Source organism: Aeromicrobium sp. (assembly GCF_014378035.1).
Lineage (GTDB): Bacteria > Actinomycetota > Actinomycetes > Propionibacteriales > Nocardioidaceae > Aeromicrobium.
Genome location: NZ_JACMOM010000136.1, coordinates 1 through 25,287, shown reverse-complemented (window position 1 = coordinate 25,287; position 25,287 = coordinate 1). Strand labels below are relative to the sequence as shown.

At 68.3% G+C, this 25,287-nt stretch carries 24 protein-coding genes and 1 tRNA gene; 6 read left to right on the top strand and 19 right to left on the bottom strand.

Annotation, left to right across the window (positions count from 1 at the left end; all coding sequences use genetic code 11):
- Positions 1–714, bottom strand: a 714-nt coding sequence (locus H7290_RS07145; RefSeq protein WP_290513332.1) for a cation:dicarboxylase symporter family transporter, incomplete at its 3' end; no start/stop codon positions are given.
- Between the two features lie 136 nt (positions 715–850).
- Between H7290_RS07145 and H7290_RS07140 the strand changes: the two genes are divergently transcribed.
- Positions 851–2,485 (top strand): sensor histidine kinase, encoded by a 1,635-nt coding sequence (locus H7290_RS07140; RefSeq protein WP_290513331.1) that lies wholly within the window; start codon positions 851–853, stop codon positions 2,483–2,485.
- Positions 2,482–3,177 (top strand): response regulator, encoded by a 696-nt coding sequence (locus H7290_RS07135; protein WP_290513330.1) that lies wholly within the window; start codon positions 2,482–2,484, stop codon positions 3,175–3,177. Before H7290_RS07140 ends, H7290_RS07135 begins: the two co-directional genes overlap by 4 nt.
- Here the strand turns inward: H7290_RS07135 and H7290_RS07130 are convergent.
- The 6 genes from H7290_RS07130 to H7290_RS07105 form a co-directional block, all read right to left on the bottom strand.
- On the bottom strand, positions 3,167–3,676 hold the full coding sequence (locus tag H7290_RS07130) for a DUF501 domain-containing protein (protein ID WP_290513329.1): 510 nt from the start codon (positions 3,674–3,676) through the stop codon (positions 3,167–3,169). The two genes, H7290_RS07135 and H7290_RS07130, sit on opposite strands and share 11 nt — an antisense overlap.
- Positions 3,673–4,146, bottom strand: coding sequence for a septum formation initiator family protein (locus H7290_RS07125; protein ID WP_290513328.1), 474 nt, complete (start codon positions 4,144–4,146; stop codon positions 3,673–3,675). Before H7290_RS07125 ends, H7290_RS07130 begins: the two co-directional genes overlap by 4 nt.
- A 101-nt stretch (positions 4,147–4,247) precedes the next feature.
- Complete coding sequence (eno, locus tag H7290_RS07120) at positions 4,248–5,525, bottom strand: phosphopyruvate hydratase (RefSeq protein ID WP_290513327.1); 1,278 nt, start codon at positions 5,523–5,525, stop codon at positions 4,248–4,250.
- Positions 5,526–5,637: 112 nt separating this feature from the next.
- Complete coding sequence (locus H7290_RS07115; RefSeq protein ID WP_290513326.1) at positions 5,638–6,504, bottom strand: MazG family protein; 867 nt, start codon at positions 6,502–6,504, stop codon at positions 5,638–5,640.
- On the bottom strand, positions 6,504–7,151 hold the full coding sequence (locus H7290_RS07110; RefSeq protein ID WP_290513325.1) for a hypothetical protein: 648 nt from the start codon (positions 7,149–7,151) through the stop codon (positions 6,504–6,506). Before H7290_RS07110 ends, H7290_RS07115 begins: the two co-directional genes overlap by 1 nt.
- 63 nt (positions 7,152–7,214) lie before the next feature.
- Complete coding sequence (locus H7290_RS07105) at positions 7,215–8,705, bottom strand: amino acid permease (protein ID WP_290513324.1); 1,491 nt, start codon at positions 8,703–8,705, stop codon at positions 7,215–7,217.
- A 225-nt stretch (positions 8,706–8,930) separates the two neighbouring features.
- Between H7290_RS07105 and H7290_RS07100 the strand changes: the two genes are divergently transcribed.
- Entirely contained in the window at positions 8,931–9,497 is a 567-nt protein-coding gene (locus H7290_RS07100) for a 1-acyl-sn-glycerol-3-phosphate acyltransferase (protein WP_290513323.1), read from the top strand.
- Between the two features lie 9 nt (positions 9,498–9,506).
- Here the strand turns inward: H7290_RS07100 and mfd are convergent, their stop codons facing one another.
- From mfd to H7290_RS07050, 10 genes are all read right to left on the bottom strand, one after another.
- Positions 9,507–13,094, bottom strand: a complete 3,588-nt coding sequence (gene mfd / locus H7290_RS07095; protein WP_290513322.1) for a transcription-repair coupling factor — start codon at positions 13,092–13,094, stop codon at positions 9,507–9,509.
- On the bottom strand, positions 13,095–13,661 hold the full coding sequence (pth, locus tag H7290_RS07090; RefSeq protein WP_290513321.1) for an aminoacyl-tRNA hydrolase: 567 nt from the start codon (positions 13,659–13,661) through the stop codon (positions 13,095–13,097).
- A 13-nt stretch (positions 13,662–13,674) separates the two neighbouring features.
- Positions 13,675–14,334 carry a 50S ribosomal protein L25/general stress protein Ctc gene (locus H7290_RS07085; RefSeq protein WP_290513320.1) on the bottom strand — a complete coding sequence of 220 codons (660 nt, stop codon included), beginning with the start codon at positions 14,332–14,334 and terminating at the stop codon, positions 13,675–13,677.
- 172 nt (positions 14,335–14,506) lie between these two features.
- Complete coding sequence (locus H7290_RS07080; protein ID WP_290513319.1) at positions 14,507–14,989, bottom strand: hypothetical protein; 483 nt, start codon at positions 14,987–14,989, stop codon at positions 14,507–14,509.
- A gap of 7 nt (positions 14,990–14,996) precedes the next feature.
- Complete coding sequence (locus H7290_RS07075) at positions 14,997–15,965, bottom strand: ribose-phosphate diphosphokinase (protein ID WP_366927605.1); 969 nt, start codon at positions 15,963–15,965, stop codon at positions 14,997–14,999.
- A gap of 1 nt (position 15,966) precedes the next feature.
- On the bottom strand, positions 15,967–17,427 hold the full coding sequence (glmU, locus tag H7290_RS07070; protein ID WP_290513317.1) for a bifunctional UDP-N-acetylglucosamine diphosphorylase/glucosamine-1-phosphate N-acetyltransferase GlmU: 1,461 nt from the start codon (positions 17,425–17,427) through the stop codon (positions 15,967–15,969).
- A gap of 33 nt (positions 17,428–17,460) precedes the next feature.
- Positions 17,461–17,542 (bottom strand) — tRNA-Gln (locus H7290_RS07065).
- Between the two features lie 23 nt (positions 17,543–17,565).
- Positions 17,566–18,351 carry a methyltransferase domain-containing protein gene (locus tag H7290_RS07060; protein WP_290513316.1) on the bottom strand — a complete coding sequence of 262 codons (786 nt, stop codon included), beginning with the start codon at positions 18,349–18,351 and terminating at the stop codon, positions 17,566–17,568.
- Positions 18,348–19,706, bottom strand: coding sequence for an amidase family protein (locus H7290_RS07055; protein WP_290513315.1), 1,359 nt, complete (start codon positions 19,704–19,706; stop codon positions 18,348–18,350). The genes H7290_RS07060 and H7290_RS07055 overlap by 4 nt, the downstream gene beginning before the upstream one ends.
- A gap of 17 nt (positions 19,707–19,723) precedes the next feature.
- Positions 19,724–20,422: an SDR family NAD(P)-dependent oxidoreductase gene (locus H7290_RS07050; protein WP_290513314.1), complete on the bottom strand. Its 699-nt coding sequence runs from the start codon at positions 20,420–20,422 to the stop codon at positions 19,724–19,726.
- Positions 20,423–20,504: 82 nt separating this feature from the next.
- Between H7290_RS07050 and H7290_RS07045 the strand changes: the two genes are divergently transcribed.
- The gene (locus tag H7290_RS07045; RefSeq protein ID WP_290513313.1) at positions 20,505–20,990 is read left to right on the top strand and encodes a MarR family transcriptional regulator; all 486 of its coding nucleotides are present in this window, start codon (positions 20,505–20,507) and stop codon (positions 20,988–20,990) included.
- 110 nt (positions 20,991–21,100) lie between these two features.
- Positions 21,101–22,885, top strand: a complete 1,785-nt coding sequence (locus tag H7290_RS07040) for an ABC-F family ATP-binding cassette domain-containing protein (protein ID WP_290513312.1) — start codon at positions 21,101–21,103, stop codon at positions 22,883–22,885.
- 52 nt (positions 22,886–22,937) lie between these two features.
- On the opposite strand, the gene H7290_RS07035 is transcribed toward H7290_RS07040, so the two are convergent.
- Positions 22,938–23,852 carry a 4-(cytidine 5'-diphospho)-2-C-methyl-D-erythritol kinase gene (locus H7290_RS07035; RefSeq protein WP_290513311.1) on the bottom strand — a complete coding sequence of 305 codons (915 nt, stop codon included), beginning with the start codon at positions 23,850–23,852 and terminating at the stop codon, positions 22,938–22,940.
- Positions 23,853–23,946: 94 nt separating this feature from the next.
- Between H7290_RS07035 and H7290_RS07030 the strand changes: the two genes are divergently transcribed.
- Complete coding sequence (locus H7290_RS07030) at positions 23,947–24,639, top strand: YoaK family protein (RefSeq protein ID WP_290513310.1); 693 nt, start codon at positions 23,947–23,949, stop codon at positions 24,637–24,639.
- A gap of 72 nt (positions 24,640–24,711) precedes the next feature.
- Here the strand turns inward: H7290_RS07030 and H7290_RS07025 are convergent.
- On the bottom strand, positions 24,712–25,287 hold a 576-nt coding region (locus H7290_RS07025; protein ID WP_290513309.1), incomplete at its 5' end, for an rRNA adenine dimethyltransferase family protein.

The window sequence follows — 25,287 nt, the reverse complement described above, 5'->3', positions numbered from 1 at the left end:
GAACAAGGCACACGTGACGTAGAAGCCGAACATGATGACGGCAAGCGCCTTGAGCGCGTCGACACCCGTCTCGCCGACGACTGCGGCCATGGCGCCGAAAGCACCGATCGGCGCCGCCCACATGATCATCGACAGGATGCGGAAGACGACCTTCTGGATATGACCGATGCCGGTGAGGACCGGCGTGCCGGCCGAGCCCATCGCCTGGAGCGCGAAGCCGACCAGCAGCGCCACCAACAGCGTCTGGAGAATCTGCCCGGACGTCAGTGACGAGGAGAGGGTGTCAGGGATCATGTGCAACACGAATTCGGTGCTCGTCTGTGACTCGGTCGACAGCTGGTCGTTTCCGGCAGTGGCGACGTCCGACGTGATCTTGAGGCCCTCACCGGGCTTGAGGAAGTTGCCGACCACGAGCCCGATCGTCAACGCGACGAACGACATCGTGACGAAGTAGCCGAGAGCGAGTCCGCCGACCTTGCCGACCTGGGACGCCTTGGCCACCGACCCGACGCCGAGCACGAGGGTGCAGAAGATGATCGGCGAGATCATCATCTTGATGAGGGCCACGAACCCCGTGCCGAGTGGTTTGAGCTCGACCGCCAGGCCGGGCGCCGCGAGCCCGACGGTGATGCCGGCGATGACAGCGCCGATGACCGCAAGATAGAGGTAGTGCGTGCGGTCCTTGCGGGCCGTGCGCGTCGGATTCGATGACATGAGTCCTCCTGGACTGTGGGGTGTGCGTCCCCAGCATCGACGGCATGTGACCGCCGTCACCGTTGTGTTCTTAGAGTTCGTGATGCCCGTCACAGCCTGTTCGCGCATCCACTGCCGCGTCAGGGAGAATGCGTCCATGCCCCACCTCCCGCTTCGCTCTCGGCTCCGAGGCAGCAGGGGGTCTGGCCGGAGCGCACGCTTTCGGGAGAGCACCGTTGCCCGCCAGATGCTGGTGTGGCAGCTCGTCGTGGTGTTGACCCTCGTGATCGGCGGTACTGCCCTTGCGTGGATCGACGCCCGCAGCGACAGCCGCTCGACGGCACGCGACCGGGCCCTCGACATCTCACTCGCGGTGGCCACGTCGCCCACGGTGCGTACCGCCCTCGACGACCCCGACCCGTCGACGGCGCTCCAGCCGTACGCCGAGCGGGTGCGCCGCGCCACCGACACTGACTTCGTCGTGGTGATGAACACGTCCGGCGTCCGCTACAGCCACCCCGACCCGGGCAACATCGGCAAGACCTTCCTCGGCCACATCACCCACGCGGTGCGCGGGCAGTCCTTCACAGAGAACTACACCGGGACGCTCGGGCCGTCGGTCCGCGCCGTCGTGCCGGTGCAGGTCGACGGGACGGTGCACGGTCTCGTCTCGGTCGGCATCACCAACCAGAAGGTCGACAAGCAGGTCTTCGCCGCGCTTCCCCGCATCATCGGCGCCGCGCTTGGTGCCGGCCTGCTCGGCGCACTCGGCGCGTGGCTTGTCAGTCGCCGCCTACGCCGACAGACGCACGGGCTCGGCGAGCAGGAGATCACCCGCATGTACGAGTACTACGACGCCGTGCTGCGGGCCGTGCGCGAGGGGCTGCTGCTGCTCGATCCAGCTGGCCGGCTGACGCTGATGAACGAGGAGGCCGCTCGACTCCTCGGCATCGATGAGTCTGCCGTCGGCACATCGCTGGCCGGGCTCGGGCTCGAGCCCGGGCTCGTCGCGGCGCTCGCGAGCGGCGAGGTGCTGCACGACGGCGTGCACGTCGTGGGTGACCGGGTGCTGGTCGTCAACAAGGCCCCGGCGCGGTGGGAACGACGCGAGGTGGGCTCCGTGGTCACCCTGCGCGACCGCACCGAGCTGCAGAGCGTGACCGCCGAGCTCGACACGGTGCGCGGACTGGCCGAGGCGTTGCGCGCGCAGGACCACGAGTCGACCAACCGCATGCACACCATGGTGTCGGTGATCGAGATCGGCCGCCCGCAGGACGCCATCGAGTTCGCGACCCGCGAGCTCGATGTCGCTCGGCGACTCGCCGACCGCATGGTCGAGTCGATCGAGGAGCCCGTGGTGGCCGCGCTGCTGCTCGGCAAGACCACTCAGGCAGTCGAGCGCGGGGTCGAGCTCACGATCGATCCTTCGACCCGGGTCAGCGGCATGGTCCTCACCGCGCACGAGGCCGTGACGGTGCTTGGCAACCTGCTCGACAACGCCATCGATGCAGCCCAGTCATCGGACGACAAGCTGGTGCGCCTCACCCTCACCTCGTCGGCCGACCTGCTCCGGCTCCGGGTCGAGGACAGCGGGGCCGGGGTCGCCCCCGCCGACCGCGCATCGGTGTTCGTCCGCGGCTGGTCGACCAAGTCGTCCGACGAGGCAACGGGGCGCGGCATCGGCCTCGCGCTGGTCGGCCAGATCGTCCGTCGCCACGGCGGCTCGGCCGACGTCCGCACCAGCCCGCTCGGTGGAGCCGAGTTCGACGTGCAGGTCGGGGGTGGGGCGTGACGATCCGGGTGTTGATCGTCGAGGACGAGCAGATCGCCGCCGAGGCGCACCGCACGTACGTCGAGCGCATGCCGGACTTCGAGGTGGTGGCAGTCGCGCGGTCGTTCCAGGATGCCGTCCGCGAGCTCGGCCCCACCCGCACAGACGCTGCCCGCATCGATCTGGTGCTGCTGGACATGAACCTCCCCGACGGCCACGGGCTTGATCTCCTGCGCCAGCTGCGCGCCACCGGCCGGCTGCACGACGTCATCGCCGTCACGTCCGCCCCCGACGCCGACATCGTCCGGCAGGCGGTCGCCCAGGGCGTCGTCGCCTACCTCCTCAAGCCGTTCACGTTCGCGATGTTCGAGATCAAGCTGCGTCAGTACGCCGCGTTCCGGCAGACCCTCGAGCAGGGCGAGTCGATCGACCAGCAGTCCGTCGACGCCGTCTTCGGTGCGATGCGACCGGTGCCGGGCGACCACACGCTGCCCAAGGGCCTGAGCGTCCAGACGCTCGAAGCGGTGCGCCGGACCCTCGACGACGCACCTGGGGCAGCCAGCGCCGGAGAGGTCGCCGAGATGATCGGCTCGTCACGCGTCACGGCCCGCCGCTACCTCGAGCACCTGACAGACCTGGGACAGCTCTCGCGAGCCACGAGGTACGGAGGTACCGGGCGGCCCGAGGTCGAGTACAGCGCCGTCAGGTCGTGACCGGCCCGCACTCGTTGCCGGTCCACCAGTCACCGAGCAGGGCGAGCGCCTCGTCGCCGAGCGGGTTGACGCCGGGGCCCTTCGCGAGCGAGTGGCCGACCAGGACGTGGAGGCACTTGACGCGAGTCGGCATGCCGCCGGCGGTGATCCCGTCGATCTCCGGCACGTGCCCGATCTGCTCGCGTTCGGCGAGGTACTGCTCGTGCGCGCTCCGATAGTGCTGGGCGAGCTCTGGGTCCTGGAGGATCCTCGCACTCATCTCTCGCATCAGGCCGGATGCCTCGAGTGTCCCGATCTCGGCCGCGAGGCGGGGACACGTGAGGTAGAACATCGTCGGGAACGGCGTCCCGTCGTCGAGGCGAGGCTCGGTCTTGACGACGTTGGGATGGCCCGACGGGCATCGGGACATGACCGCGAGGATGCCTCTCGGAGGACGGCCCAGCTGGTCGGCGACGGCGTCGAGGTCGAGCTGCGCCACGGCGTTGGCGTGAGCAGTCACTGCCTCTCCAACACCTTCTTCTTGAAAGGCGCGTCGGGTGCGGTCGTGCTGCCAGGGGCCTTCGGCGACCGGCCTGACTCCTTGACGCTGCCCCAGAGCTTGTCGTACCACTCGGTGGTGGAGGGCGGCGGTGGCGCGTCGAGCGTCGGGACGTCGCCCTGCACCGTGCCGTCGCTACCGATCACCCGATAGCCGATCTCTCCGGGCAGGACGAAACCGAACCGCGCCTTCGCCTGCTGCTTGACGTAGGCCGGGTCGTTCCAGCGGCCTCGCTGATCGTTGAGGTCGACGATCTCCTGCTTGCGCAGCACGATCTCTGCCTTGGTCGACTGGATGTCGCGCCGTTGGTCCCACCACGCGTGCAGGGTCGACGTGTACGACGCGAGCAGGAGCAGGACGACCGACAGCAGCACGATGGCGCGGGTCGTGAGCTGCGGCCCGGAGCCGGCCCGTGCGGGTTTGTGGGGCATCCGCCCGCGGGACGACTGGCGGCCCCGAGCCTGCCCGGACGGACCCTGCCCTTTGGACGAGCCCCGTCCGGGACCGCGTGACGAGCGCGAGGCCATCGGCCCTACAGCGCCAGCCGCGGGAAGGCGGAGGCGCCGGCGTAGGAGGCCGCAGAGCCGAGCAGCTCCTCGATGCGGAGCAGCTGGTTGTACTTCGCCACACGGTCGGAGCGGGCGGGTGCGCCGGTCTTGATCTGGCCGCAGTTGGTGGCCACCGCGAGGTCGGCGATCGTGGTGTCCTCGGTCTCGCCGGAGCGGTGGCTCATCATGCACGAGAAACCGTGGCGGTGGGCGAGGTCGACCGAGTCGAGTGTCTCGGTCAGCGATCCGATCTGGTTGACCTTCACGAGCAGTGCGTTGGCCGATCCCTCGGTGATGCCGCGGCTGAGGCGCTCGACGTTGGTGACGAAGAGGTCGTCACCCACGATCTGCACCTCGTGGCCGATCGTCTCGGTGAGAGTGGCCCAGCCGTCCCAGTCATCCTCGTCGAGGGGATCCTCGAGCGAGACGATCGGGTAGGCCGCGACGAGCTCGGCGTAGTAGGCCGACATCTCTTCGGCACTCTTCTGGTGGCCCTCGAACGCATAGGCGCCGTCGGTGAAGAACTCCGACGCCGCCACGTCGAGGGCGAAGGCGATGTCGGTGCCGACCCTCAGCCCAGCCCCCTCGACGGCGGTGGAGATCAGATCGAGCGCGGCGCGGTTGGAGTCGAGGTCCGGGGCGAAACCGCCCTCGTCGCCGAGCCCCGTGGAAAGTCCCTGCGCGTGGAGGACCGACTTGAGCGAGTGGTAGACCTCGGCGCCCATGCGCAGCGCCTCGGAGAACGTCGGCGCGCCGATCGGCGCGATCATGAACTCCTGGACGTCGACGTTGGAGTCGGCGTGCGACCCGCCGTTGAGGATGTTGAGCATCGGCACGGGCAGGACATGGGCGTTGGGACCTCCGACATAGCGGAACAGCGGCAGCTTGGCTGAGTCGGCGGCGGCCTTGGCGGTGGCGAGCGAGACACCGAGGATGGCGTTCGCGCCGAGCTTTGCCTTGTTGAGGGTGCCGTCGAGGTCGATCATCGCCTGGTCGATCGCGCGCTGGTCGTCGGCCTCGAAGCCGATGAGCGCCTTGCCGATCTTGTCGTTGACACCGGCGACTGCCTTGAGCACGCCCTTGCCGAGATAGCGCTTGCCACCGTCACGCAGCTCGACCGCCTCGAAGGCGCCGGTGGAGGCGCCCGACGGAACTGCCGCCCGTCCGATCGTGCCGTCGTCGAGGGCAACCTCGACCTCGACTGTCGGATTTCCTCGCGAATCGAGAATTTCCCGTGCGCCGACTGCGTCGATGCGTGCCACAGATGCTCCTAGACCAGAACGTGGGTGAAGATCAGAATGTGTGGCCAGCCTAGTCCGTGCAGGGCTCCGTCCCGGGCAGGGTCCGGGCGAGTCAGGGACTCGCGAGCCGGCCTCAGCGACTCGTGGGCGCTCGGGTGGCCTGGCGCAGAGCTTCCTCGGCATTCTCGCCCTGGGCTCGCGCGTCGCGCACGAGTGAGAGCAACCTCGCGCCGAGGTCAGTGCCGGTGATGTCGACATCGCCAAAGCGGCTGAGGACCTTGTCGGCGTAGGCGAGTGCCGGCAGCGTCGTCGGGATGCCGTCGAACGGCGAGGTCCGCTGCTTCTCGGTGGCCTTGAGCCGCTGCCAGTTCGCGTCGACCTCCTCGGCGCTGCCGACGGTCACGTTGCCGAACACGTGCGGGTTGCGGTAGACCAGCTTGCCCGCGATGCCGGCCGCGACGTCGTCGATGTCCCACCCTTCGCCCTCGGCGGCAATGCGCGCGTGAAAGACGATCTGCATCAGGAGGTCACCCAGCTCTTCACGCAGGTGGTCGCTGTCGCCGGTGTCGAGCGCCTCGAGGGTCTCGTGCGCCTCCTCCAGCAGGTAGTGGCTGAGAGTCTCGTGGGTCTGCTGTGCCGTCCACGGGCACTCCCGACGCAGCCGGTCCATGACGTCGACGACATCCAGGAGCCCCGATCCGGGCAGGTCATACGACCCGAAGACCACCTCGATGTCGGCGATGTCCGGCCCGGCGCTCATGAGGTCGTCGGCCACCGTGCGGGCCCACGCGGTGTCACCGGTCGGAGCGATCCACACCGTGCCCGGGGCGTACGACGGCGGGTCGGTCGAGACCTTGACGGCGATGCCGGACGCGACGACCGCTCGCACGTGCCCGTCCTCGACCGCGGCATGCACGACGGTCGCAGCGCGCAGCGCGTCCCAGGCGTCGACCGTCATGATGCCCGGAGCCACCCGAGGGCTGAGCACGAGGATGCGCATCAGCTGCAGCGTTGGGCGACGGGGAGCGCATCCCCCGTGGGTACGTTCGTCGTGGAGGATGCGGCCGAGAGCGAACCGCTGCCGGCGCTCGGTCGGGCCGACTGGCTGAGGCCGAAACGTGGGGCGAAGCGGACGTCATTGGCCTTGAACGCCTTGAGGATCTGAGCCTGCCCGGTCTGGGCGAGCTGGGTCTCGTTGGCAGCCGTGCGCTTTTCGCCCGTGCTCTTCTCAGCCAGCGCGACGGCGATGGCCGCTACTTCCTGACTCTCCTCGATGGCCCTGCCCAGGCGCGCAAGGTTCTCCTTGGGGAACGCCTTGGCGATCTGATCCTGCTGCGCGGTCGTCAACTCGTACGAGGCCGGGTTGACCACGACGGCCTCACTCTTGCTGAGCTTGCGGGCCACGACGATCGAGACGAGTGCCGTGACTGCCTGACGTCGGACGTCTGAGTTGCTGACCGCAGGCGCACCCTGCGCCGCGCCGGCACCCACCGTGAGCGTGCAGTAGGCCTCGGCGGTGCGGTCGAGGGACTCCATCGAGATCGACCTCCCGTCTACGACGGCGGCATCACCGGGATGGACGTTGCCGCAGGCGGCCAGGCTCAGGCCGACGAGGCCGAGGACGGCTACGCGTGCACGAGTCAACATGTGGACCTCTTCTGTCGATGCGCGTCCAGATTACCCACGCGCCCCGACCGCCCCGCCGTGCGGTCAGCTCTCCACGGAATCCTTGTTGAGGTGCGAGTGCGATCGACCGTAGAACACGTACACGACGAGCCCGACGACGAGCCAGATGATGAACCGCAACCATGTCTCGACGGCGAGGTTGGTCATCAGGCCGACGCAGAGCACGGCCGACGTGATCGGCAGGATCGGCACCTGTGGCGCGCGGAACGGACGCTTCATCTGTGGCTTGGTGCGGCGCAGCACGACCACGGCGATGGAGACGACGAGGAAGGCGAACAACGTTCCGATGCTCACCATCTCCGCGAGAGCGGCGAGCGGGACGAACGCGGCGAGAACGGCGACCCCGATGGTCGTGACGACCGTGATGCGCACGGGGGTGTGGTACTTCTCGTGGATCACGCCGAACGAGGGGGGCAGCAGCCCGTCGCGGCACAGCGCGAAACCGATGCGTCCCATCGCGACGATGTCGACGAGGATCACCGACGTGAGGCCGGCGATCGCCGCGACCCCGATCAGGACACCAGCCCAGCCGAGGCCGACTTGTCTGAAGGCGTCCGAGATCGGCGCTCCCTCGCTGAGGTCGGTGTACTTGACCATGCCGGTGAGCACGAAGCACACCAGGACATAGAGGAAGGTGCAGATCGCCAACGTGCCGAGAAGCCCACGCGGCATGTCCTTCCCCGGGTCCTTGGTCTCCTCGCCGAGGTTGGCGACAGCCTCGAAACCGCTGTAGGCGAAGAACACGATCGCGGCCGCGACGAAGACGCCCGTGACACCGAACGTGGTCGGCTGCGCGCCGGAGACGAACTGCCAGAGCGGCTGCTTGAGTCCGCCCAGCGAGTCGCTCTCGGGGAGCGGCTTGGACTTGGGGACGTACGGCGTCAGGTTGGCGGCCTTGACGAAGAAGATGCCGATCGCGATGACGAAAAGGCACACCGAGACCTTGATGACAACCAGCGCGTTGGTGAGCCACTTGGCCTCCCGGATGCCGATCGCCGCAACGAATCCGAGCACGAGCACGATGAAGACAGCGCCGAGGTTGATGACCGAGTCCTCCTCGCCGAAGAAGGCCTTCGGCAGCCCGAAGGAGTCCTGCAGGTAGCCCGACCAGCCGCGCGCGACGACAGCGGCACCGAGGGCGAATTCGAGGATGAGGTCCCACGCGATGATCCACGCGAAGACCTCGCCGATCGTGGTGTAGGCGTACGTGTACGAGCTGCCCGCGGTGGGCACGGCGGCCGCCAGCTCGGCGTAGCAGATGGCCGCGAGCACGGCGACGACCCCAGCGATGAGGAACGAGATCATGATGGCGGGCCCGGCGTAGTTCTTCGCGCCCACGCCGGTGAGCGTGAAGATGCCCGTGCCGATCACGATGCCGATGCCGAATCCCATGAGGTCCCACGACGTCAGTCGTTTGCTCAGGCGGGTGTAGTGCTCTCCCTCGTCCGGCTTCTCGTCGTTCTGCTTGATGACGTCATCGACGTCCTTGGTACGGAAGATCCCGTGAAAAGCCATGGGTCGACGCTAGTACGGCTGTTGTCATTCGCAACTGTTCGATGGTGTGTCACCGGACTGTCGATGCGCGGTGCGTCCACGCTCGCGGCACCGCCGAGTGTGACGTTTCTGCTGCCAGAGCGACGTTTCGGCAGCAGAAACGTCACACTCAGGGGGGACTCGGGAGGACTCGGGAGGACTCGGGGCGAAGGATTCGCTGGCGGCGCGGCCGATAGGATCCACCACATGATGCGGCAACGACTGGCCCGGAGAATCGTGCGCGTGATGGGCTACCAGATGGTGGGTGAGGTGCCCCAGTCGGGCATCCTGGTCGGCGCGCCGCACACGTCCAACTGGGATTTCATCACGATGCTGCTGGTCATGTGGCACGGCGGCGCCCATCCGCGGGTCTTGGTGAAGAAGCAGCTGTTCAAGGGGCCCCTCGGCTGGGTCCTGCGCGCCTTCGGCGGGGTTCCGCTCGACCGCGACAACGCGGGCACCGTCGTGCGCGACCTGGTGGCCGAGGCGGGCACTGGTGAGCCGTTCCGACTGATCCTCGCGGCAGAGGGAACGCGTGGCAAGGGCGAGTTCTGGAAGTCCGGCTTCCTGCGTCTGTCGAAGGAGACGAACCTTCCGATCACACTGGCGTTCTTCGACCCACCGAGCAAGACCTTGGGGTTCGGCCCGACGTTCCACGCATCGGCTGACGTGGGGGCCGACATGGACATCGTCCGTGCCTTCTACGCCGACAAGCACGGCATCAAGCCCAAGAACGCCACCGAGCCGAAGCTTCGCGAGGAGAAGGCCGGCTAGGGAGTAGGACTAGGCCGGCACGGGAGCGGCAGCCGGCACGAGGGTGTCGATGACGGTGCGGGTCCACTCGAGCAGCTCGCGGTCGCGCAGCGGGGTGCCGCCGATGGGCGCGGTCTTGGGGCGCGGCACGAGGGCGATCTCGGCGGACACCTTGTAGGTGCTGCGCGGGTAGATGCGCTGCAGGCGCATCTGCGCCGAGTCAGGCAGCCGAAGCGGCGCAAAACGGATGTTGGGCCCGGCGGCCGTGACCTCGGTCAGGCCGGCGTCGCGCACACGCACGCGCAGACGGGCGACCTCCAGCAGCACCTCGACGGGCTCGGGCGGCTCGCCGTAACGGTCGACCAGCTCGGCCCGCAGCTCGTCGACGTCGGAGACGGCACGAACGTCGGCAAGACGCTTGTACATCTCGAGGCGCAGGCGTTCGCTCTCGACGTAGTCGTGCGGCAGGTGCGCCTCGATCGGCAGCTCGATCTTGACCTCGCGCTCAGGCTCGGCGTCGCCACGGAACTCCGCGACCGCCTCCCCCTCGAGGCGTATGTAGAGGTCGAAGCCGACATCGGCGATGTGGCCTGACTGCTCGCCGCCGAGCAGGTTGCCTGCCCCACGGATCTCGAGGTCCTTCATCGCCACGGCCATGCCGCCGCCGAGCTCGGAGTGCTGCGCGATCGTCGCGAGCCGATCGTGGGCGGTCTCGGTGAGCGGCTTGTCCGGCGGGTAGAGGAAGTAGGCGTAGGCACGTTCGCGGCTGCGGCCCACACGTCCGCGCAGCTGGTGCAGCTGGGAGAGCCCGAGGGTGTCGGCGCGCTCGATGATCATGGTGTTGGCGTTGGAGACGTCGAGGCCCGACTCGACGATCGTGGTGCAGACCAGGACGTCGAAGCGCTTCTCCCAGAAGTCGACCATGACCTCCTCGAGCTGGTGCTCGCCCATCTGGCCGTGTGCCGCCGCCACCCGGGCTTCCGGCACGAGCTCCTTGATCTTGGCGACGGCCTTGTCGATGCTCTGCACCCGATTGTGGATGAAGAACACCTGCCCCTCGCGCAGCAGCTCACGGCGGATCGCGGCGATGATCTGGCGGTCCTCGTAGGCCCCGACGAACGACAGGACGGGGTGCCGCTCCTCGGGCGGGGTGGCGATCGTCGACATCTCGCGGATGCCGGTGACGGCCATCTCGAGCGTGCGCGGGATGGGCGTGGCCGACATCGAGAGCACGTCGACGGCGGCGCGCAGCATCTTGAGCGCCTCCTTGTGCTCGACGCCGAAGCGCTGCTCCTCATCGACGATCACGAGGCCGAGATCCTTGATCTTCACCCCGGGCTGCAGCACGCGGTGGGTGCCGATGACGAGGTCGATCGTGCCGTCGGCGAGCCCGGCGAGGGTCTCCTTCGACTCCTTGTCTGACTGGAACCGCGAGAGCGGCCTGATCACGACGGGGAACTGCCCGAACCGCTCGGCGAAGGTGGCGTAGTGCTGCTGCACGAGCAACGTGGTGGGCACCAACAGGATGACCTGCTTGCCGTCCTGGATGGCCTTGAACGCCGCCCGCACCGCAATCTCGGTCTTCCCGTAGCCGACGACGCCGCAGTCCAGGCGATCCATCGGCATGGTGCGCTCCATGTCGCGCTTGACCTCGTCGATCGTCACCATCTGGTCGGGGGTCTCGACGAACGCGAAGGCGTCCTCGAGCTCGGCCTGCCACGGCGTGTCAGGCCCGAAGGCGTGCCCCTTGGTGGCCTGGCGCGCAGCATAGAGCTTGATCAGCTCGCCGGCGATCTGGCGCACGGCCTTGCGGGCCTTGTTCTTGCGGGTCGTCCAGTCGGAACCGCCGAGGCGGTCGAGGCTGGGCGACTCCCCGCCCACGTAACGGCTGATCTGGTCGAGCTGGTCCATCGGGACGAACAGCCGGTCAGCGGGATGGCCACGCTTCGACGGGGCGTACTCGATGACGAGGTACTCACGCGCCGCTCCCTGCACGACGCGCTGCATCAGCTCGACATAGCGTCCGACGCCGTGCTGCTCGTGCACGACGTGGTCGCCGGTGGCGAGCTCGAGCGGGTCGACCTGCTTGCGGCGCCGGGCCGGCATCTTGCGATCGGTTCGGTCGGCGGTGCGCTGGCCGACGAGGTCGTCGTAGGTGAGCACGGCCAGACGGAGCGGCGGAGACACCAACCCGTGCTGCAGCTCACCGCAGCTGACCTGTACGACGCCCGCGGTCGGTGGGGCGGCAGCGTCGCCCGCGTCGAGTGCTGCGGCGACGTCGTTCTCGGCGAGCCACTCGACCGTGCGCTGGGCCTGTCCGTGGGCCGGGGCCACGAAGACGACCCGCATGCCAGCGGCGATCCAGCCGCGGATGTCGCTGAGGGCGGCTGCGGTGTCGCCCCGGTAGGCCGCGGCGGGCTCCATGTCGACAGTCCTCGAACCATCATCGGTGTCGAGCCCGAAAGGAGATTGGGCGAACCAGGTGTGTCCGAGACCGAGTGTCTCGAGGCGCACGTCGTCGAGCGTGCGGAAGGCCGCCGACCCGAGGTCGATCGGGGCCTCGGCCCCCGTCGCGGCTGCCGCCCAGGACGCCTGCAAGAACTCCTCGCTCGTGGCGACGAGGTCGGCGGCCCGGGCCCGGATGCGCTCGGGATCGAGGAGCAGGACGGCAGACCGGGCCGGCAGCAGCTCGACCAGCAGCTCCATTCCCCCGCCGGGTACTCCCCCATCGGCGGGGGTACCCCCCGTGTCCACCAGCACCGGGGCGAGGGACTCCATGCCCTCCACAGCGTGCCCCTCGGACAGCTTCGTGAAGATCTCGGTGAGCGAGGGATGGGCCTCGGCGAGCACGCGAGCACGCTCCCTGACCTCATCGGTGAGCAGGAGCTCACGGCACGGCGGCGCCCACACGTGGGTGACCTCTTCGAGAGTGCGCTGGTCGGCGACCGCGAAGCGGCGGATCTCATCGACGGTGTCGCCCCAGAACTCGACGCGGAGGGGGTGCTCCTCGGTGGGTGGGAAGACGTCGATGATGCCTCCGCGCACAGCGAACTCGCCACGACGCTCGACGAGGTCGACGCGTGAATAGGCCGCACCAGCGAGGTCACGGACGACATGGTCGAGCACGACCTCGTCACCCTTGTGCAGCTCGACCGGCGTGAGATCGGCAAGTCCCTTGACCTGTGGCTGGAGCAGCGACCGCACCGGCGCCACGATGACACGCAGCGGGCCGGTCGCGGTGTCAGAGCCATGCTCGTCAACGGCCGTCGGGTGGACCAGTCGTCTCAGCACCGCAAGACGTCGGCCGACGGTGTCCGAACGAGGCGAGAGACGTTCGTGCGGAAGGGTCTCCCACGCCGGGAAGTAGGCCACGGCGTCTGCGCCGAGCAGCTCGCCGAGCTGGGCGACGAGGTCTTCACCCTCCCGCGCGGTCGCGGTGACCGCGAGGACCGTCGACTGTTGGGCGAGCGCGTGCGTGAGGAACGGACGGAGCGGCTCGGGCGCCTGGAGGTCGAGGACGGCCAGGCCGTCGGCACGATCGGCCAGGGCGGCGACGATCGTGGGCTCGGACGCGACAAGAGCGGCCAGTCCTGAGAGCGGCGTGCTGGAGGAGGACATCTATCGGTTGAACGCGCTCTGGGTGACTTCTAGTCCCTGGGTGATCAGGCTCTCCACCGCGTCGGCGGCCTCCTCGACGTAGGTCGGGAGGTCCTTGCGCTCGGCGACCGTGTACGGCTTGAGCACGAAGTCGTGCACGCTCTGGCGACCCGGAGGGCGGCCGATGCCGACGCGCACCCGGAAGAAGTCTCCCGTGCCGATCGACTGCCGGATCGACTTGAGGCCGTTGTGGCCGTTGTCGCCCCCTCCGAGCTTGACTCGGAGCATCCCGAAGTCGATGTCGAGCTCATCATGGATGACGACGAGGTGATCCGGCTCGACGTCGAAGAACGACGACAGGGTCGAGACCGGTCCTCCACTTTCGTTCATGAATGAGCGGCTGCGACCCAGCACGGCCCGCTCGCCGGCGAGCCGTCCCTCGACGACGTCGGCACGGCCGGACTTGTGCTTCTTCCAGCCGCCTCCGGAGCGAGCGAGAAGCGCGTCTGCCACGAGATAACCGACGTTGTGTCGAGTGCTGGCGTACGTCGGGCCCGGATTGCCGAGCCCGACGACCAACCAGGTCACTCGAGCATCCGACTCACGAAGCCGTGTCGCTCGCCGCTACCTGGCCATCAGCCGCAGCCTCTTCGGCGTTGGTCGCGTCGTGCTCGATGCCGGCCTCGGCCTCGGCCTCGGCGAGCTCAGCGTCGAGCTGGGCCTCGGTCTGGCCCTCGGTGATGTTGACGATGAGCAGGTCGGAGTCGACCGCGAGCACCGAGCCGGTGGGCAGCTCGATGTCGCCCGCGTGGATCTGCGCGCCGTCCTTGAGGCCCTGAATCGAGATCTCGAAGCTCTCGGGGATGTGCGTGGCCTCGGCCTCGACGGCGATGGTGTTGTTCTCCTGGATGACGAGCGTGCCGCTGAGTGCCTCGCCTACCAGGATGATGCGGACGTCGACGGTGACCTTCTCGCCCTTGCGGACGATGAGCAGGTCGGCGTGCTCGATGAATCCACGCAGCGGATCACGCTGGACCTGCTTCGGGATGGCCAGGTGCTGGTCGGTACCGAGGTCGATCGTGAGCAGCGCGTTCGAGTTCTTGAGCGCCATCATCAGCTGGTGTCCCGGAAGCGTGACGTGCACGGGCTCGGTGCCGTGTCCGTAGAGGACGGCGGGCACCTTGTCGTCACGACGGATGCGGCGGGCCGCGCCCTTGCCGAACTCGGTGCGCGTCTCAGCAGCGATCTTGATCTCAGCCACGGGGAAAATCTCCTAGAAATGGTGCGTGAATCGAAAAGTTGGTCGTCGCCCGGCCAGGCGCTCAACACAGCACTCCTGTGGAGCACCTTGTCGATCACGGTCCTGACGGACCCTCGCCGCGGCAACCCGCTGAGTCTATCCCTAAGTCACGGGTGCGGGAAATCGTTGCCGGTCAGCTCTCGGCGGCTGCACGCGCGTGCCGGCGCCAGGCCACGACACCCACGCACAGCGCGATGATCGCTCCAGCGACGGCGGCAACAACCGAGGCCGTCTCGTGCTCAGCGGATCCCAGCACGTTCTCAGCCACCCGCCCCACGACGGCACCGCCGATGAAGAACCCGCCCGCGGCCATGAGGAGCGAGAAACCAAGACGTTGGACCCGTAGGGGTATGCGACCGGCATCAGCCTGGCGTCCCACTGCTGCCACGCCGACGCCGAGCAGGGCGGCCACGGCGGCACCGATCACGGCACCGACCACGACCAACACGAGAGTGAGGACGACCAGCGGTGCTGCACCGCTCGTGGAGGTCGAGGATTCGACGCTGACGGACAGGAGACTCAGGAACACGCCTGCCACGAGACCGAGGATTCCGCCCCCGATCGCGCCCCCCACCGCGCCCTCACCCGCGGCCCGACGGTTGCCCGGGCTGGCCATCAGCGCATCAGTTCTTGAACAAGCTTGTGACCGAGCCCTCTTCGAACACCGCTGCGGTGGCCTGCGCCAGCAGAGGAGCGATCGACAGCACGGTGAGCTTGTCGAAGCGTTGGTCGTCGGAGATCGGCAGGGTGTTGGTCACGATGACCTCACACGCGGTGGAGTTCTTCAGCCGGTCGACAGCCGGCCCCGAGAACACCGCGTGGGTGGCGGCGATCACGACGTCGGCGGCACCGTCGGCCATCAACGCCTCGGCCGCCTGCACGATTGTCCCGCCAGTGTCGATGAGGTCATCAACCAGGATGCAGACGCGGTCGGTGACGTCACCGACGACGCGGTTGGCTTTCGACTCGTTGGGCTTGCGGGGGTCGCGGGTCTTGTGGATGAACGCCAGCGGCGCGCCACCGAGCGATGCTGCCCACGACTCGGCAACCTTGATGCGGCCCGCATCCGGCGAGACCACTGCGAGCGGCTTCTTGCCGTACTTCTTCTTGACGTGACGAGTCAGGATCGGCATCGCGAGGAGGTGGTCGACCGGGCCGTCGAAGAAACCCTGGATTTGCGCCGTGTGGAGGTCGACCGTCATGAGCCGGTCGGCGCCGGCAGTGAGGAAGAGGTCGGCCATGAGTCGCGCCGAGATGGGCTCACGACCGAGGTGCTTCTTGTCCTGCCTGGCGTAGCCGTAGAACGGCAGGATCACGGTGATGCGCTTGGCGGAGGCCCGCTTGAGGGCGTCGATCATGAGGAGCTGCTCCATGATCGCCTCGTTGATGGGGGCGGCGTGACTCTGGATGACGAAGGCGTCGCAGCCGCGGACCGACTCCTCGAACCGCACGTAGATCTCGCCGTTGGCGAAGTCGTACGACGTGGTCGGCACGAGGTCGATCTGCAGAAGGTCGGCCACCTCCTGCGCCAAGGTGGGGTGCGCGCGGCCAGAGAACAGCAGCATGTTGCGCACCGGCGTGCGTTTGGACAGGCTAGTCACCCGAGGTCTCCCCAACTGTTTCGGCGGCATGGTTCGCAGCCTTGTCCGACGAGGTCCCCGCACGTCTGTCGGCTACCCATCCCTCAATGTTCCTCTGCCGCGCCGTGCCGACCGCCAGCGCCCCCGGCGGCACGTCCTCGCGGATCGTTGTCCCGGCACCCGTGAATGCGCCGTCGCCGATCGTGACCGGTGCGACGAACGTGTTGTTCGAAGCGGTTCTGGCGTGTCGGCCGACCGTCGTGCGGTGCTTGTTGACGCCGTCGTAGTTGGCGAAGATCGTGCCGGCCCCGATGTTGGTGCCCTCGCCGATCTCGGCGTCACCGACGTACGACAGGTGGGGCACCTTGGCACCGGCACCGATGATCGAGTTCTTGACCTCGACGAAGGTGCCGATCTTGCCGCCCTCGCCGAGATCGGCTCCGGGCCGCAAGAAGGCGAACGGGCCAACCGTGGCGTTGTCGCCGACCACCGCGTCGGAGCCGTGCGTGCGGACGATGGTCACGTGGGCGCCGACCTCCACGTTGCGCAGTGTGGTGTCGGGCCCGATCGTCGAGCCGACCCCGACGACGGTGGCGCCGAGCAGCTGGGTGCCGGGCAGCAGCGTGACGTCGGTCGCAAGCGTCACGGCGGAGTCGATCCAGGTGGTCTGGGGGTCGACGATCGTGACGCCCTCGGTCATCCAGTGGTCGGTCAGGCGGCTGTTGAGCTCACGGCCGAGGCGAGCGAGCTGGGCCCGGTCATTGACGCCCTCGGTCTGCCAGACGTCCTCGAGCACATGCGCGCCGACAGGCCTGCCCTCCGCGACGGCTTTGCCGATGATGTCGGTGAGGTAGAGCTCGCCCTGCGCGTTGTTGGCCTCGAGGCTGGACACCGCGTGGCGAAGGAAATCGGCGTCGACCGCGAGGATGCCGCTGTTGATCTCGCGCACCGACCGCTCGTCGTCGCTGGCGTCCTTGTGCTCCCGGATGGCGGTGACGGCTCCGTCGCCGTCTCGCAGGATGCGGCCGTAGCCTGTGGGGTCGTCGAGCTCGGCTGACAGGATCGTGACGATGCGGCCGGCCGCACGATGGTCGAGCAGCAGCTCGGACAGCGTCTGGGACGAGAGCAGCGGCACGTCTCCGTAGGTCACCAGCACGGTGCCCTCGGGCGCTTCGTCCAACGCGTCGAGGGCAATCTGTACGGCGTGCCCGGTGCCCCGCTGGATGTCCTGAACGGCGTGCACCACGTGCGGGTCGTACGCGGTGATGGCTTCCGACACCTGGTCACGGTCGTGGCCGACGACGGCAACCGTGGTCGAGACGCCCGCCCCTGCCACCGCCACCAGCGCGTGCTCGATCATGCTGCGCCCAGCGATCTCGTGGAGCACCTTGGCCCGGTTGGACTTCATCCGCGTACCGGCTCCTGCCGCCAGCACGATGGCCGTGACCTGCGGCGAATGTGGGCTGGTGCTCACGCGACTCCTTCTGGTGCTGATGCTGTGTGAGTGTGGCTCCCCGGGTAGGAGTCGAACCTACGTCGCTAGTCCGCATTCAAAGTGCGGCGGGCCCTGCCGGCAGACCAACCGGGGATCGCAGCAGCCAGCGTACCGGAGTCAGGACCTACGACGGGCGACCGCGAAGGTACGCGTGAACGGCAGCACCGTGCCCCACGAGCGGGCCGGATATGCCTCCCGCAACGCAGACTTGTAGGTCTCGATGAACTCTTCGCGCAGACCGTCGGGCAGCGCCTGGAGGATCGGCCGGGCGCCGGTGCCGGAGATCCAGTCGAAAACCGGATCATCGCCGTGGGGACCACCCGTCCCCAAGACATGCAGGTAGGTCGTCTCCCAGACGTCGGTTGCCCAGCCGAGTCGGCTGAACAGGTCGAGGTATGCCTCCGGTGGGGTGGCGCGATTGTCGTGGAGCCCTTCGGTGTGGCTCGCGTACGGACCACGCGACGAGATGTCGTGCAGCAGGGTGTGGCTCGGTCCTGCGTAGTTGTTGGGCACCTGCAACGCGAAGGTCCCGCCAGGAGCGACCGCGGCGATGAGCCGTCCGATGACAGGCAGCTGTTCAGGCACCCACTGGAAGAGCGCGTTGGAGACGATCAGGTCGACCGGTTCCGGCGGGATCCAGGCGGCAACGTCGGCGAGCTCATATGACGCGTGGTCGTCAGCATTCGCGGAGACAGCCACGTCGAGCATCTCCTCGGAGGAGTCGACTCCAAGGATCTCCGCTGCCGGCCACCGGCCTCGCAGCACCGCCGTGAGGTGACCAGGTCCGCAGCCGAGGTCGACGATCGAGGCCGGATCACCCTCGATGCGCGCGACCAGATCGATGAACGGCCGTGACCGATCGTCGGCGAACTGCAGGTAGCGAGCCGGGTCCCAGGCGGTCATGAGCTGCGGGTTGCGCGCTCGTGCTGTCCGGCGAGTGACATCAGCCGGGCGTCGTCGTTTCTGCGGGCGATGAGCTGGATGGCGAGCGGCAGGCCCTCCTCGGCAGTGACACCCGCAGGCATCGAGACGGCGGGCGTCCCCGCATGGTTCCACTGGGCCGTGTACGGATAGAACGCGTTCATCGAGATCACGGTCGAGAGGCCACCCTTTCCCTTCCAGTGCTCGACCGGCACGGCCGGGCCCGACATGACGGGTGTCAGGAGGATGTCGACGCCGAGCCTGTCGTGCAGCCCGTCGCCGAACTTCCTGCCCTCACGTTTTGCCCATTCGATGGAGCGGCGGCCGAATGGGCGGCCGAGCCGCGCGATGGCCTTCGTCCGCTTCTCCAGGCGGGTCGGGTCGTCAGTCTCGCGGGCGACGTCGCGTATGCCCGCGAGGTAGCGGACGGTGAGCGACTTGGAGTCGAGCCGGTAGGGGACCGTCACCTCGGTGACGGTGTGCCCGGCGGCGCGGAAGATCTCGGCCGTACGTTCGAGCGCGGCCCGTACCCGCGGGTCGAGGGGCAGGGCCCTGGTCGCGGCGGCCCCGCTGAACGACAGGCCGATCCGCAGTGGGGCGGGGTCCACCGCTGCCGCGTCGACGACGGAGGTCGGGAACGTCCCGAAGGTTTCCAGGAAGAGGGCGCTGTCGGCGACGCGGGCCGCGAGGCCACCCTGCGTCGACAGGTCGTGCCACCCACCCGAGCTCGGCATGGTGCCCTGGGTGGGCTTGAACCCCACCAACCCGCAGCATGCCGCGGGGATGCGGATCGACCCTGCACCGTCCGACGCCGTCGCGATACCGACAGCACCGGCGGCGACGAGGGCCGCCGAGCCGCCGGACGAACCTCCCGGTGTGTGGGCGGGGTTGCGCGGGTTGCGTGTGATGCCCAGGGCGTCCGACTCGGTGAACCCGAAGATCGCCAGCTCGGGCAGCGCCGCCTTGGCCACGATGACCATGCCGGCCGCACGCATCGCCGCGACGAGATCGGTGTCCGCTGCCGCTGGCGTCGACGTGGCCCGGCTGCCGAGACCAGTGACCTTGCCACCGATGTCGATGTCGTCCTTGACCACGATCGGGATGCCGAGCATCGGGCCCGACTCGCCGGCGGCCCGTCGTCTGTCGGCCTCGTCGGAGGCGGCCAGCGCCTCCTCGGGAAAGACGGCCACCGTCGCGTTGATCGCCGGGTTCTCGCGAGCGATCGCCGCCAGGGTGGCCTCGGTCAGCTCACGCGAGGTCAGGTCGCCCGCGGCCAGCAACCGGCCCTGCCGGGTGGGTCCGAGGGCGACGGCGTCTGCGGCGGAGGTGGGATTCATGCGACGAACGTACGCCGTCAGGAGTCGGTGAACGCCACGGAGTCCAGCTGACGCTCATCGTCGATGATGGCGCGCACCACGCGCTCCGCCACGGCGTCCGGCGCCAGCCCTTCACCCAGCTTGGGAGCGCTGCCGGCGATGGGACGGTCGGCCAGTCCGGTCTCGGTGTGCGGCGGGCGGGCGTCGATGAGGCGAATCTTGCGTCGCCGAAGCTCGCTCCCGGCGGCCACGCCGAAGGCCGTGAGGCCGGCCTTGCTTGCGCTGTAGGCGGCCATGCCCGCCATGGGCCGTTCAGCCACGATGGCGCTGAGCTGGACGATGAATCCACCCGCGTCGAGGTGGGGCACGGCTGCACGGATGGTGCGGATCGGTGCGATGAGGTTGAGCAGCAGAAGGTCGTCGAGGGTGTCGTCGTCGAGGTCGACCGTGTCACCGAAAGCCACCACCCCGGCAGCGTAGACGACTCCGGTGAGCGGTCCCCCGGCCTCGACGGCCGCTCGCACCACGTGCTCGGCGGCACCGGGCAGACGAAGGTCAGCTGGCATCACTCCCGCCACGGCGTCACCGAGGTCAGCGGCCAGAGCCTTGAGCCGGTCGGCCGACCGGCCCGACACCGACACTCTGGCCCCCGCTTCGACCAGCCTGCGGCTGATCGGCGCGCCGAGCCCGCCGGTCGCACCAAGAACGAGGACGTGGGCATCAGCAAGGTCGGTCATGAGTCCATCGTGGTGCCAGTAGGCATCCTGTGCTCGGGACGAACAATCTCGACATCAAGATTCTTGACGATATGGTGGAGCCATGGATGACGTCGACCGCCTCGTGGCCGCATGGCAGCACGAACGGCCCGACCTCGACGTTTCCCCGATGCATGTGCTCAGCCGCGTCACCCGGCTCGCCCTGCACCTTGACCGGGCCCGTAAGAAGGCCTTCGCCGATCACGGTCTGGAGCCGTCGGAGTTCGACGTCCTGTCTGCGCTGCGCCGGGCCGGGTCGCCCTACCAGCTGTCTCCTGGTCAACTCGTGCAGGAGACGTTGGTGACCAGCGGAACGATGACCAACCGGGTCGACAGACTCGTCGGCAAGGGACTCGTCGACCGCCTCCCCGACCCAGCAGACCGACGCGGGGTGCAGGTCCGACTCAGCGCGTCGGGCAAGATCGCCGTCGACGGCGCGCTCGATGCACTGTTGTCCCACGAGCACGCCCTGCTGGTCGACCTCTCCCCCGCCGACGCGTCGTCCCTCGCCGACGCACTGCGCACGCTGTCGCACCGCTTCGACCGCTGAGCGGCCGGCGGGGCCGCCTCTGCCGTGCCGCACGGCTGTACCGCCACCACGCAGGGGTGGCTGGACCTGCCGATTCGTGACCTGCGTGGTGGCGATGGGAGACTTGTGCAGTGGCACATCTCCTCGGCGTCGAGTCCGTCGCGCTCGACTTCCCGACCAAGACCGTCTTCGACTCGGTCACCATCGGCATCGACGAGGGCGACCGTATCGGCATCGTCGGCCGCAACGGCGACGGCAAGTCGACCCTCCTGCGCATCTTCGCGGGGCTGATGAAGCCCGACTCCGGTCGCGTGACGACCCGTGGTGGCGTCCACATCGGCATGCTCGACCAGACCGACACCCTCGACCAGGAACAGACCGTCGGCCACGCCATCGTCGGCGACAAGCCCGACTATGAGTGGGCCGGTGACGCCAAGATTCGTGACGTCATCGCAGGGCTGGTCTCCGACATCGGTTGGGACACCGTTGTCGGGACCCTCAGCGGCGGACAGCGGCGGCGAGTAGCTCTCGCCGCGCTGCTGGTCGGCGACGACGACGTCCTGTTCCTTGACGAGCCCACCAACCATCTGGACGTCGAGGGCATCACATGGCTGGCCGGCCACCTGCGCACACGCTGGTCGCCCAACGCCGGCGGGTTGCTGGTGGTGACGCACGACCGCTGGTTCCTCGACGAGGTCTGCAACGCCACGTGGGAGGTGCACGACGGGATCGTCGAACCGTTCGAGGGCGGCTACGCGGCGTACATCCTGCAGCGGGTCGAACGCGACCGGCACGCCTCGGCCACCGAGTCCAAGAGACAGAATCTGATGCGCAAGGAACTGGCGTGGTTGCGACGTGGAGCGCCTGCGCGGACGTCCAAGCCGAAGTTCCGCATCGACGCCGCCAACGAGTTGATCGAGAACGAGCCGCCGGGGCGAGACCCCATCCTGCTCAAGCAGATGGCGACCTCGCGGCTCGGCAAGGACGTCGTCGACATCCTCGACGTCAGCGTGTCGTACGACCACGAGGTGCTCAAGCACATCGAGTGGCGCATCGGGCCGGGTGAACGCACCGGGGTCCTGGGTGCCAACGGCGCCGGCAAGTCCACGCTGCTCGGGCTGGTCACCGGCGCGGTCCAGCCGACGTCCGGCCGGGTCAAGCGCGGCAAGACCGTCAAGGTCGTGACCCTGACACAGGAGCTCAACGAGCTCAAGGAGGTGGGCTCCGACCGGGTCAGCGACGTCGTCGGACGGCAGCGCACGGCCTACGTGTCCGGTGGCAAGGAGATGACGCCGAGCCAGCTGCTCGAGCGTCTGGGCTTCTCGAACGCGCAGATGGCGACGCCGGTGCGCGACCTGTCTGGTGGACAGAAGCGGCGTCTGCAGCTGTTGCTGATCCTGCTCGACGAGCCCAACGTCCTGGTGCTTGACGAGCCGACCAACGACCTCGACACCGACATGCTCGCCGCGATGGAGGACCTGCTCGACTCATGGCCCGGGACGCTTCTCGTCGTGTCGCACGACCGCTACCTGCTCGAACGCATCACCGACCAGCAGTACGCGATCCTCGACGGACACTTCCGGCACCTTCCGGGCGGCGTCGACCAGTACCTGCGCCTGCGCAAGGAACAAGACTCCCCCGCTGCTTCCAACCCCAGCACGGCGGGGCACGTGGCGCCGACCTCCTCGCTGTCGAGCGCCGAGCTGCGCAACACCAAGAAGGAGATCGCATCGATCGACCGCAAGATGGAGAAGCTGTCGTCGCGCATCGACGCCCTCCACGTCGAGATGGCTGAGCACGACCCCAGCGACGGACCCGGTCTGAGCGCGCTGTCGGCATCCGTGCAGGAGCTCGAGAAGCAGATCGCCGCTCACGAGGCACGCTGGATCGAGCTCTCCGAGCTCATCGACGCCTGACCCGCGTCGCTTCCGGCCCCGCGAAGGGTAGAAGCGGGGAATGTTGGCTCAGTCAGGCCAGTCGGGCGCCGGTGACGGGGCCGCGCGACTGCACCACATCGGCACACGACGAAGCGCTGCTGAGTGCGAAGGCGATGTCGAGGCTGTGCTGCTCGTCTGAGGCGAGGAAGAGCGCCGTCGGGCCCGATCCGGACAGGATCGCGCCCAGCGCGCCGGCTTCGAGGCCGATGCTGAGGGTGTCCTCGAGCTCGGGCCGAAGCGCCAGCGCCGCCTCGGTGAGGTCGTTCGAGAGTGACTCGCCGAGGGCTTCAGCGTCGCCGGCGCGCAGGGCTGCCAGCAGCCCGTCGGGTACCTCTGGGTCGGGCACCCTCTCGTGGGCGTTGAGGCGGTCGAACTCGGCGTAGACAGCCTTGGTGGAGAGTCCTTCGTGCGCCATGGCGAACACCCAGTGGTAGGAACCCTGTGCCAGGACAGGGCTGATCGTCTCGCCCCGACCGCCGCCGATCGCATTGCCACCGTGCAGCAGGAACGGCACATCGCTGCCGAGCTGCGCCGCGAGCGACTCGAGCTCAGCGCGCGACAGGCCGGTGCCCCACGCCTCGTTGCAGGCCACCAACGAGGCGGCGGCATCGGCGGAGCCGCCGGCCATGCCCCCCGCGACGGGAATGACCTTGCGGATTGCGAGGTCGATGCCGGTCGACACCCCGGCGTGCTCGCGAAGCAGCCGCGCGGCGCGCACCGCGAGGTTGTCGTCGTCCTCGGGCACGACGGCGATCTCCACGCGCGAATCGAGCTCGGTGTGCACCACGACAGTGATCTGGTCGTCGTCGCGCACCGTCGCTCGCACCTCGTCGTGGAGGTCGACCGCCTGGTAGACCGTCGCGAGCGGATGGAAACCGTCAGCGCGCACCGGGCCGACGCCGAGACAGAGGTTGATCTTCGCGGGGACGCGGACGGTGGTGCTCACCCGATCAACCTAGTGCGTCCACCTTGGCGCCACTGGGGATCCCCCCGACGGCCCCGCGGCCCCCCGTGGCACAGCGATCCAGCACACTCATCGTGTGATCAAGCGCATTGCTCATCTCCCCAGGGACTCGTTCCACCTGGGGCTGATGCTTGCGCTGACGTTCTCGACGGGTGTCATCGACGCCATCGGTTACCTCGGTCTCGATCGCGTCTTCACCGGCAACATGACCGGCAACGTCGTGATCCTGGGCATGGCACTCGTGGGCGCAGACGGCCTGCCGGTGCTCGGTCCGTTGCTGGCGCTGGCCGGATTCATGGTCGGGGCAGCGCTCGGTGGCCGGGTGCTCAAGCGCGCCGACCCGGGCTGGACCGGACGCACCACCGTGCTGATGTCGATCGTCGCCGTCGCGACGCTGTCGGTCGGCGTCGCCCTGTTCTTCGTCGGCGAGGACCTGTCCCACCTCGTCACGGTGTCCATCACGACGGTCCTGGGTGCTGCGATGGGCATCCAGGCCTCGACGGCCCGCTTCATCGGGGTCAAGGACGTCACGACAGTCGTGGTGACCTCGACCATCACCGGCCTCGCCGCCGACTCGGTGCTCGGTTCCGGCAAGGGAAGCGGCAGTGCCCGACGGGTGACCGCGGTTCTCTTGATCCTCGCTGGCGCAGCAGCAGGGGCAGCACTGCTGACGTGGCACCTCAGCGCCGGTCTGTTGCTGTCAGCGGTGATCACGCTCGTCGTGACGGTGCTCGGCGCCGTGCACGCGAAGCACCACCCGAACATCTGAGGAAAGCGAGGTCCGGTCCCCGGCTAGGACCGGTTCCAAGCTAGACCGGTTTCAAACTAGACCGGTTTCAAGCTAGACCGGTTTCAAGAAGTGACCCAGCCGGAAGAACTCCTCGACCCCGAGCTGTTCACCCCGGGCCTGCGGCGAGATGCCCGCAGCGACGAGCGCCTCCTCCGCCGCCGCGCCCGAGCCGGCGAGGACCGAGAGGGCCGCGCGCAGGGTCTTGCGTCGTTGGGCGAAGGCGGCGTCAACGATGGCGAACGTCCGCAACCGTTGCGTCTCGTCGCCGGGTGACGGGCGACGGGTCCAGGAGACGAGCGACGACTCGACGTTGGGCATGGGCCAGAACACATTACGACCGACTGATCCCGCGAGGCGCAGCTCGGCATACCAGGCGGCCTTGACGCTGGGCACCCCGTACGTCTTGGAGCCCGGGCCGGCGGCAAGCCGGTGTGCGACCTCCGCCTGCACCATCACCAGCCCCGTCCGAATGGACCCAAAGCGCTCGAAGAAGTGCAGAAGCACCGGCACCGAGACGTTGTAGGGCAGGTTGGCGACCAAAGCGGTGGGCTCGGGGCCGGGCAACGAGTCGACCTTCATCGCATCGGCCGTCACCAAGTCGAACTGATCGAGGTAGTCGGGGGCGTG

What these genes read in the sequence shown, in the direction of transcription:
- H7290_RS07140 (WP_290513331.1), top strand. Translation starts at nt 851, where the DNA reads ATGCCCCACCTCCCGCTTCGCTCTCGGCTCCGAGGCAGCAGGGGGTCT.
- H7290_RS07125 (WP_290513328.1), bottom strand. Translation starts at nt 4,146, where the DNA reads ATGCCCCACAAACCCGCACGGGCCGGCTCCGGGCCGCAGCTCACGACC.
- H7290_RS07115 (WP_290513326.1), bottom strand. Translation starts at nt 6,504, where the DNA reads ATGCGCATCCTCGTGCTCAGCCCTCGGGTGGCTCCGGGCATCATGACG.
- H7290_RS07110 (WP_290513325.1), bottom strand. Translation starts at nt 7,151, where the DNA reads ATGTTGACTCGTGCACGCGTAGCCGTCCTCGGCCTCGTCGGCCTGAGC.
- H7290_RS07105 (WP_290513324.1), bottom strand. Translation starts at nt 8,705, where the DNA reads ATGGCTTTTCACGGGATCTTCCGTACCAAGGACGTCGATGACGTCATC.
- H7290_RS07100 (WP_290513323.1), top strand. Translation starts at nt 8,931, where the DNA reads ATGATGCGGCAACGACTGGCCCGGAGAATCGTGCGCGTGATGGGCTAC.
- mfd (WP_290513322.1), bottom strand. Translation starts at nt 13,094, where the DNA reads ATGTCCTCCTCCAGCACGCCGCTCTCAGGACTGGCCGCTCTTGTCGCG.
- H7290_RS07080 (WP_290513319.1), bottom strand. Translation starts at nt 14,989, where the DNA reads ATGGCCAGCCCGGGCAACCGTCGGGCCGCGGGTGAGGGCGCGGTGGGG.
- H7290_RS07060 (WP_290513316.1), bottom strand. Translation starts at nt 18,351, where the DNA reads ATGACCGCCTGGGACCCGGCTCGCTACCTGCAGTTCGCCGACGATCGG.
- H7290_RS07055 (WP_290513315.1), bottom strand. Translation starts at nt 19,706, where the DNA reads ATGAATCCCACCTCCGCCGCAGACGCCGTCGCCCTCGGACCCACCCGG.
- H7290_RS07050 (WP_290513314.1), bottom strand. Translation starts at nt 20,422, where the DNA reads ATGACCGACCTTGCTGATGCCCACGTCCTCGTTCTTGGTGCGACCGGC.
- H7290_RS07045 (WP_290513313.1), top strand. Translation starts at nt 20,505, where the DNA reads ATGGATGACGTCGACCGCCTCGTGGCCGCATGGCAGCACGAACGGCCC.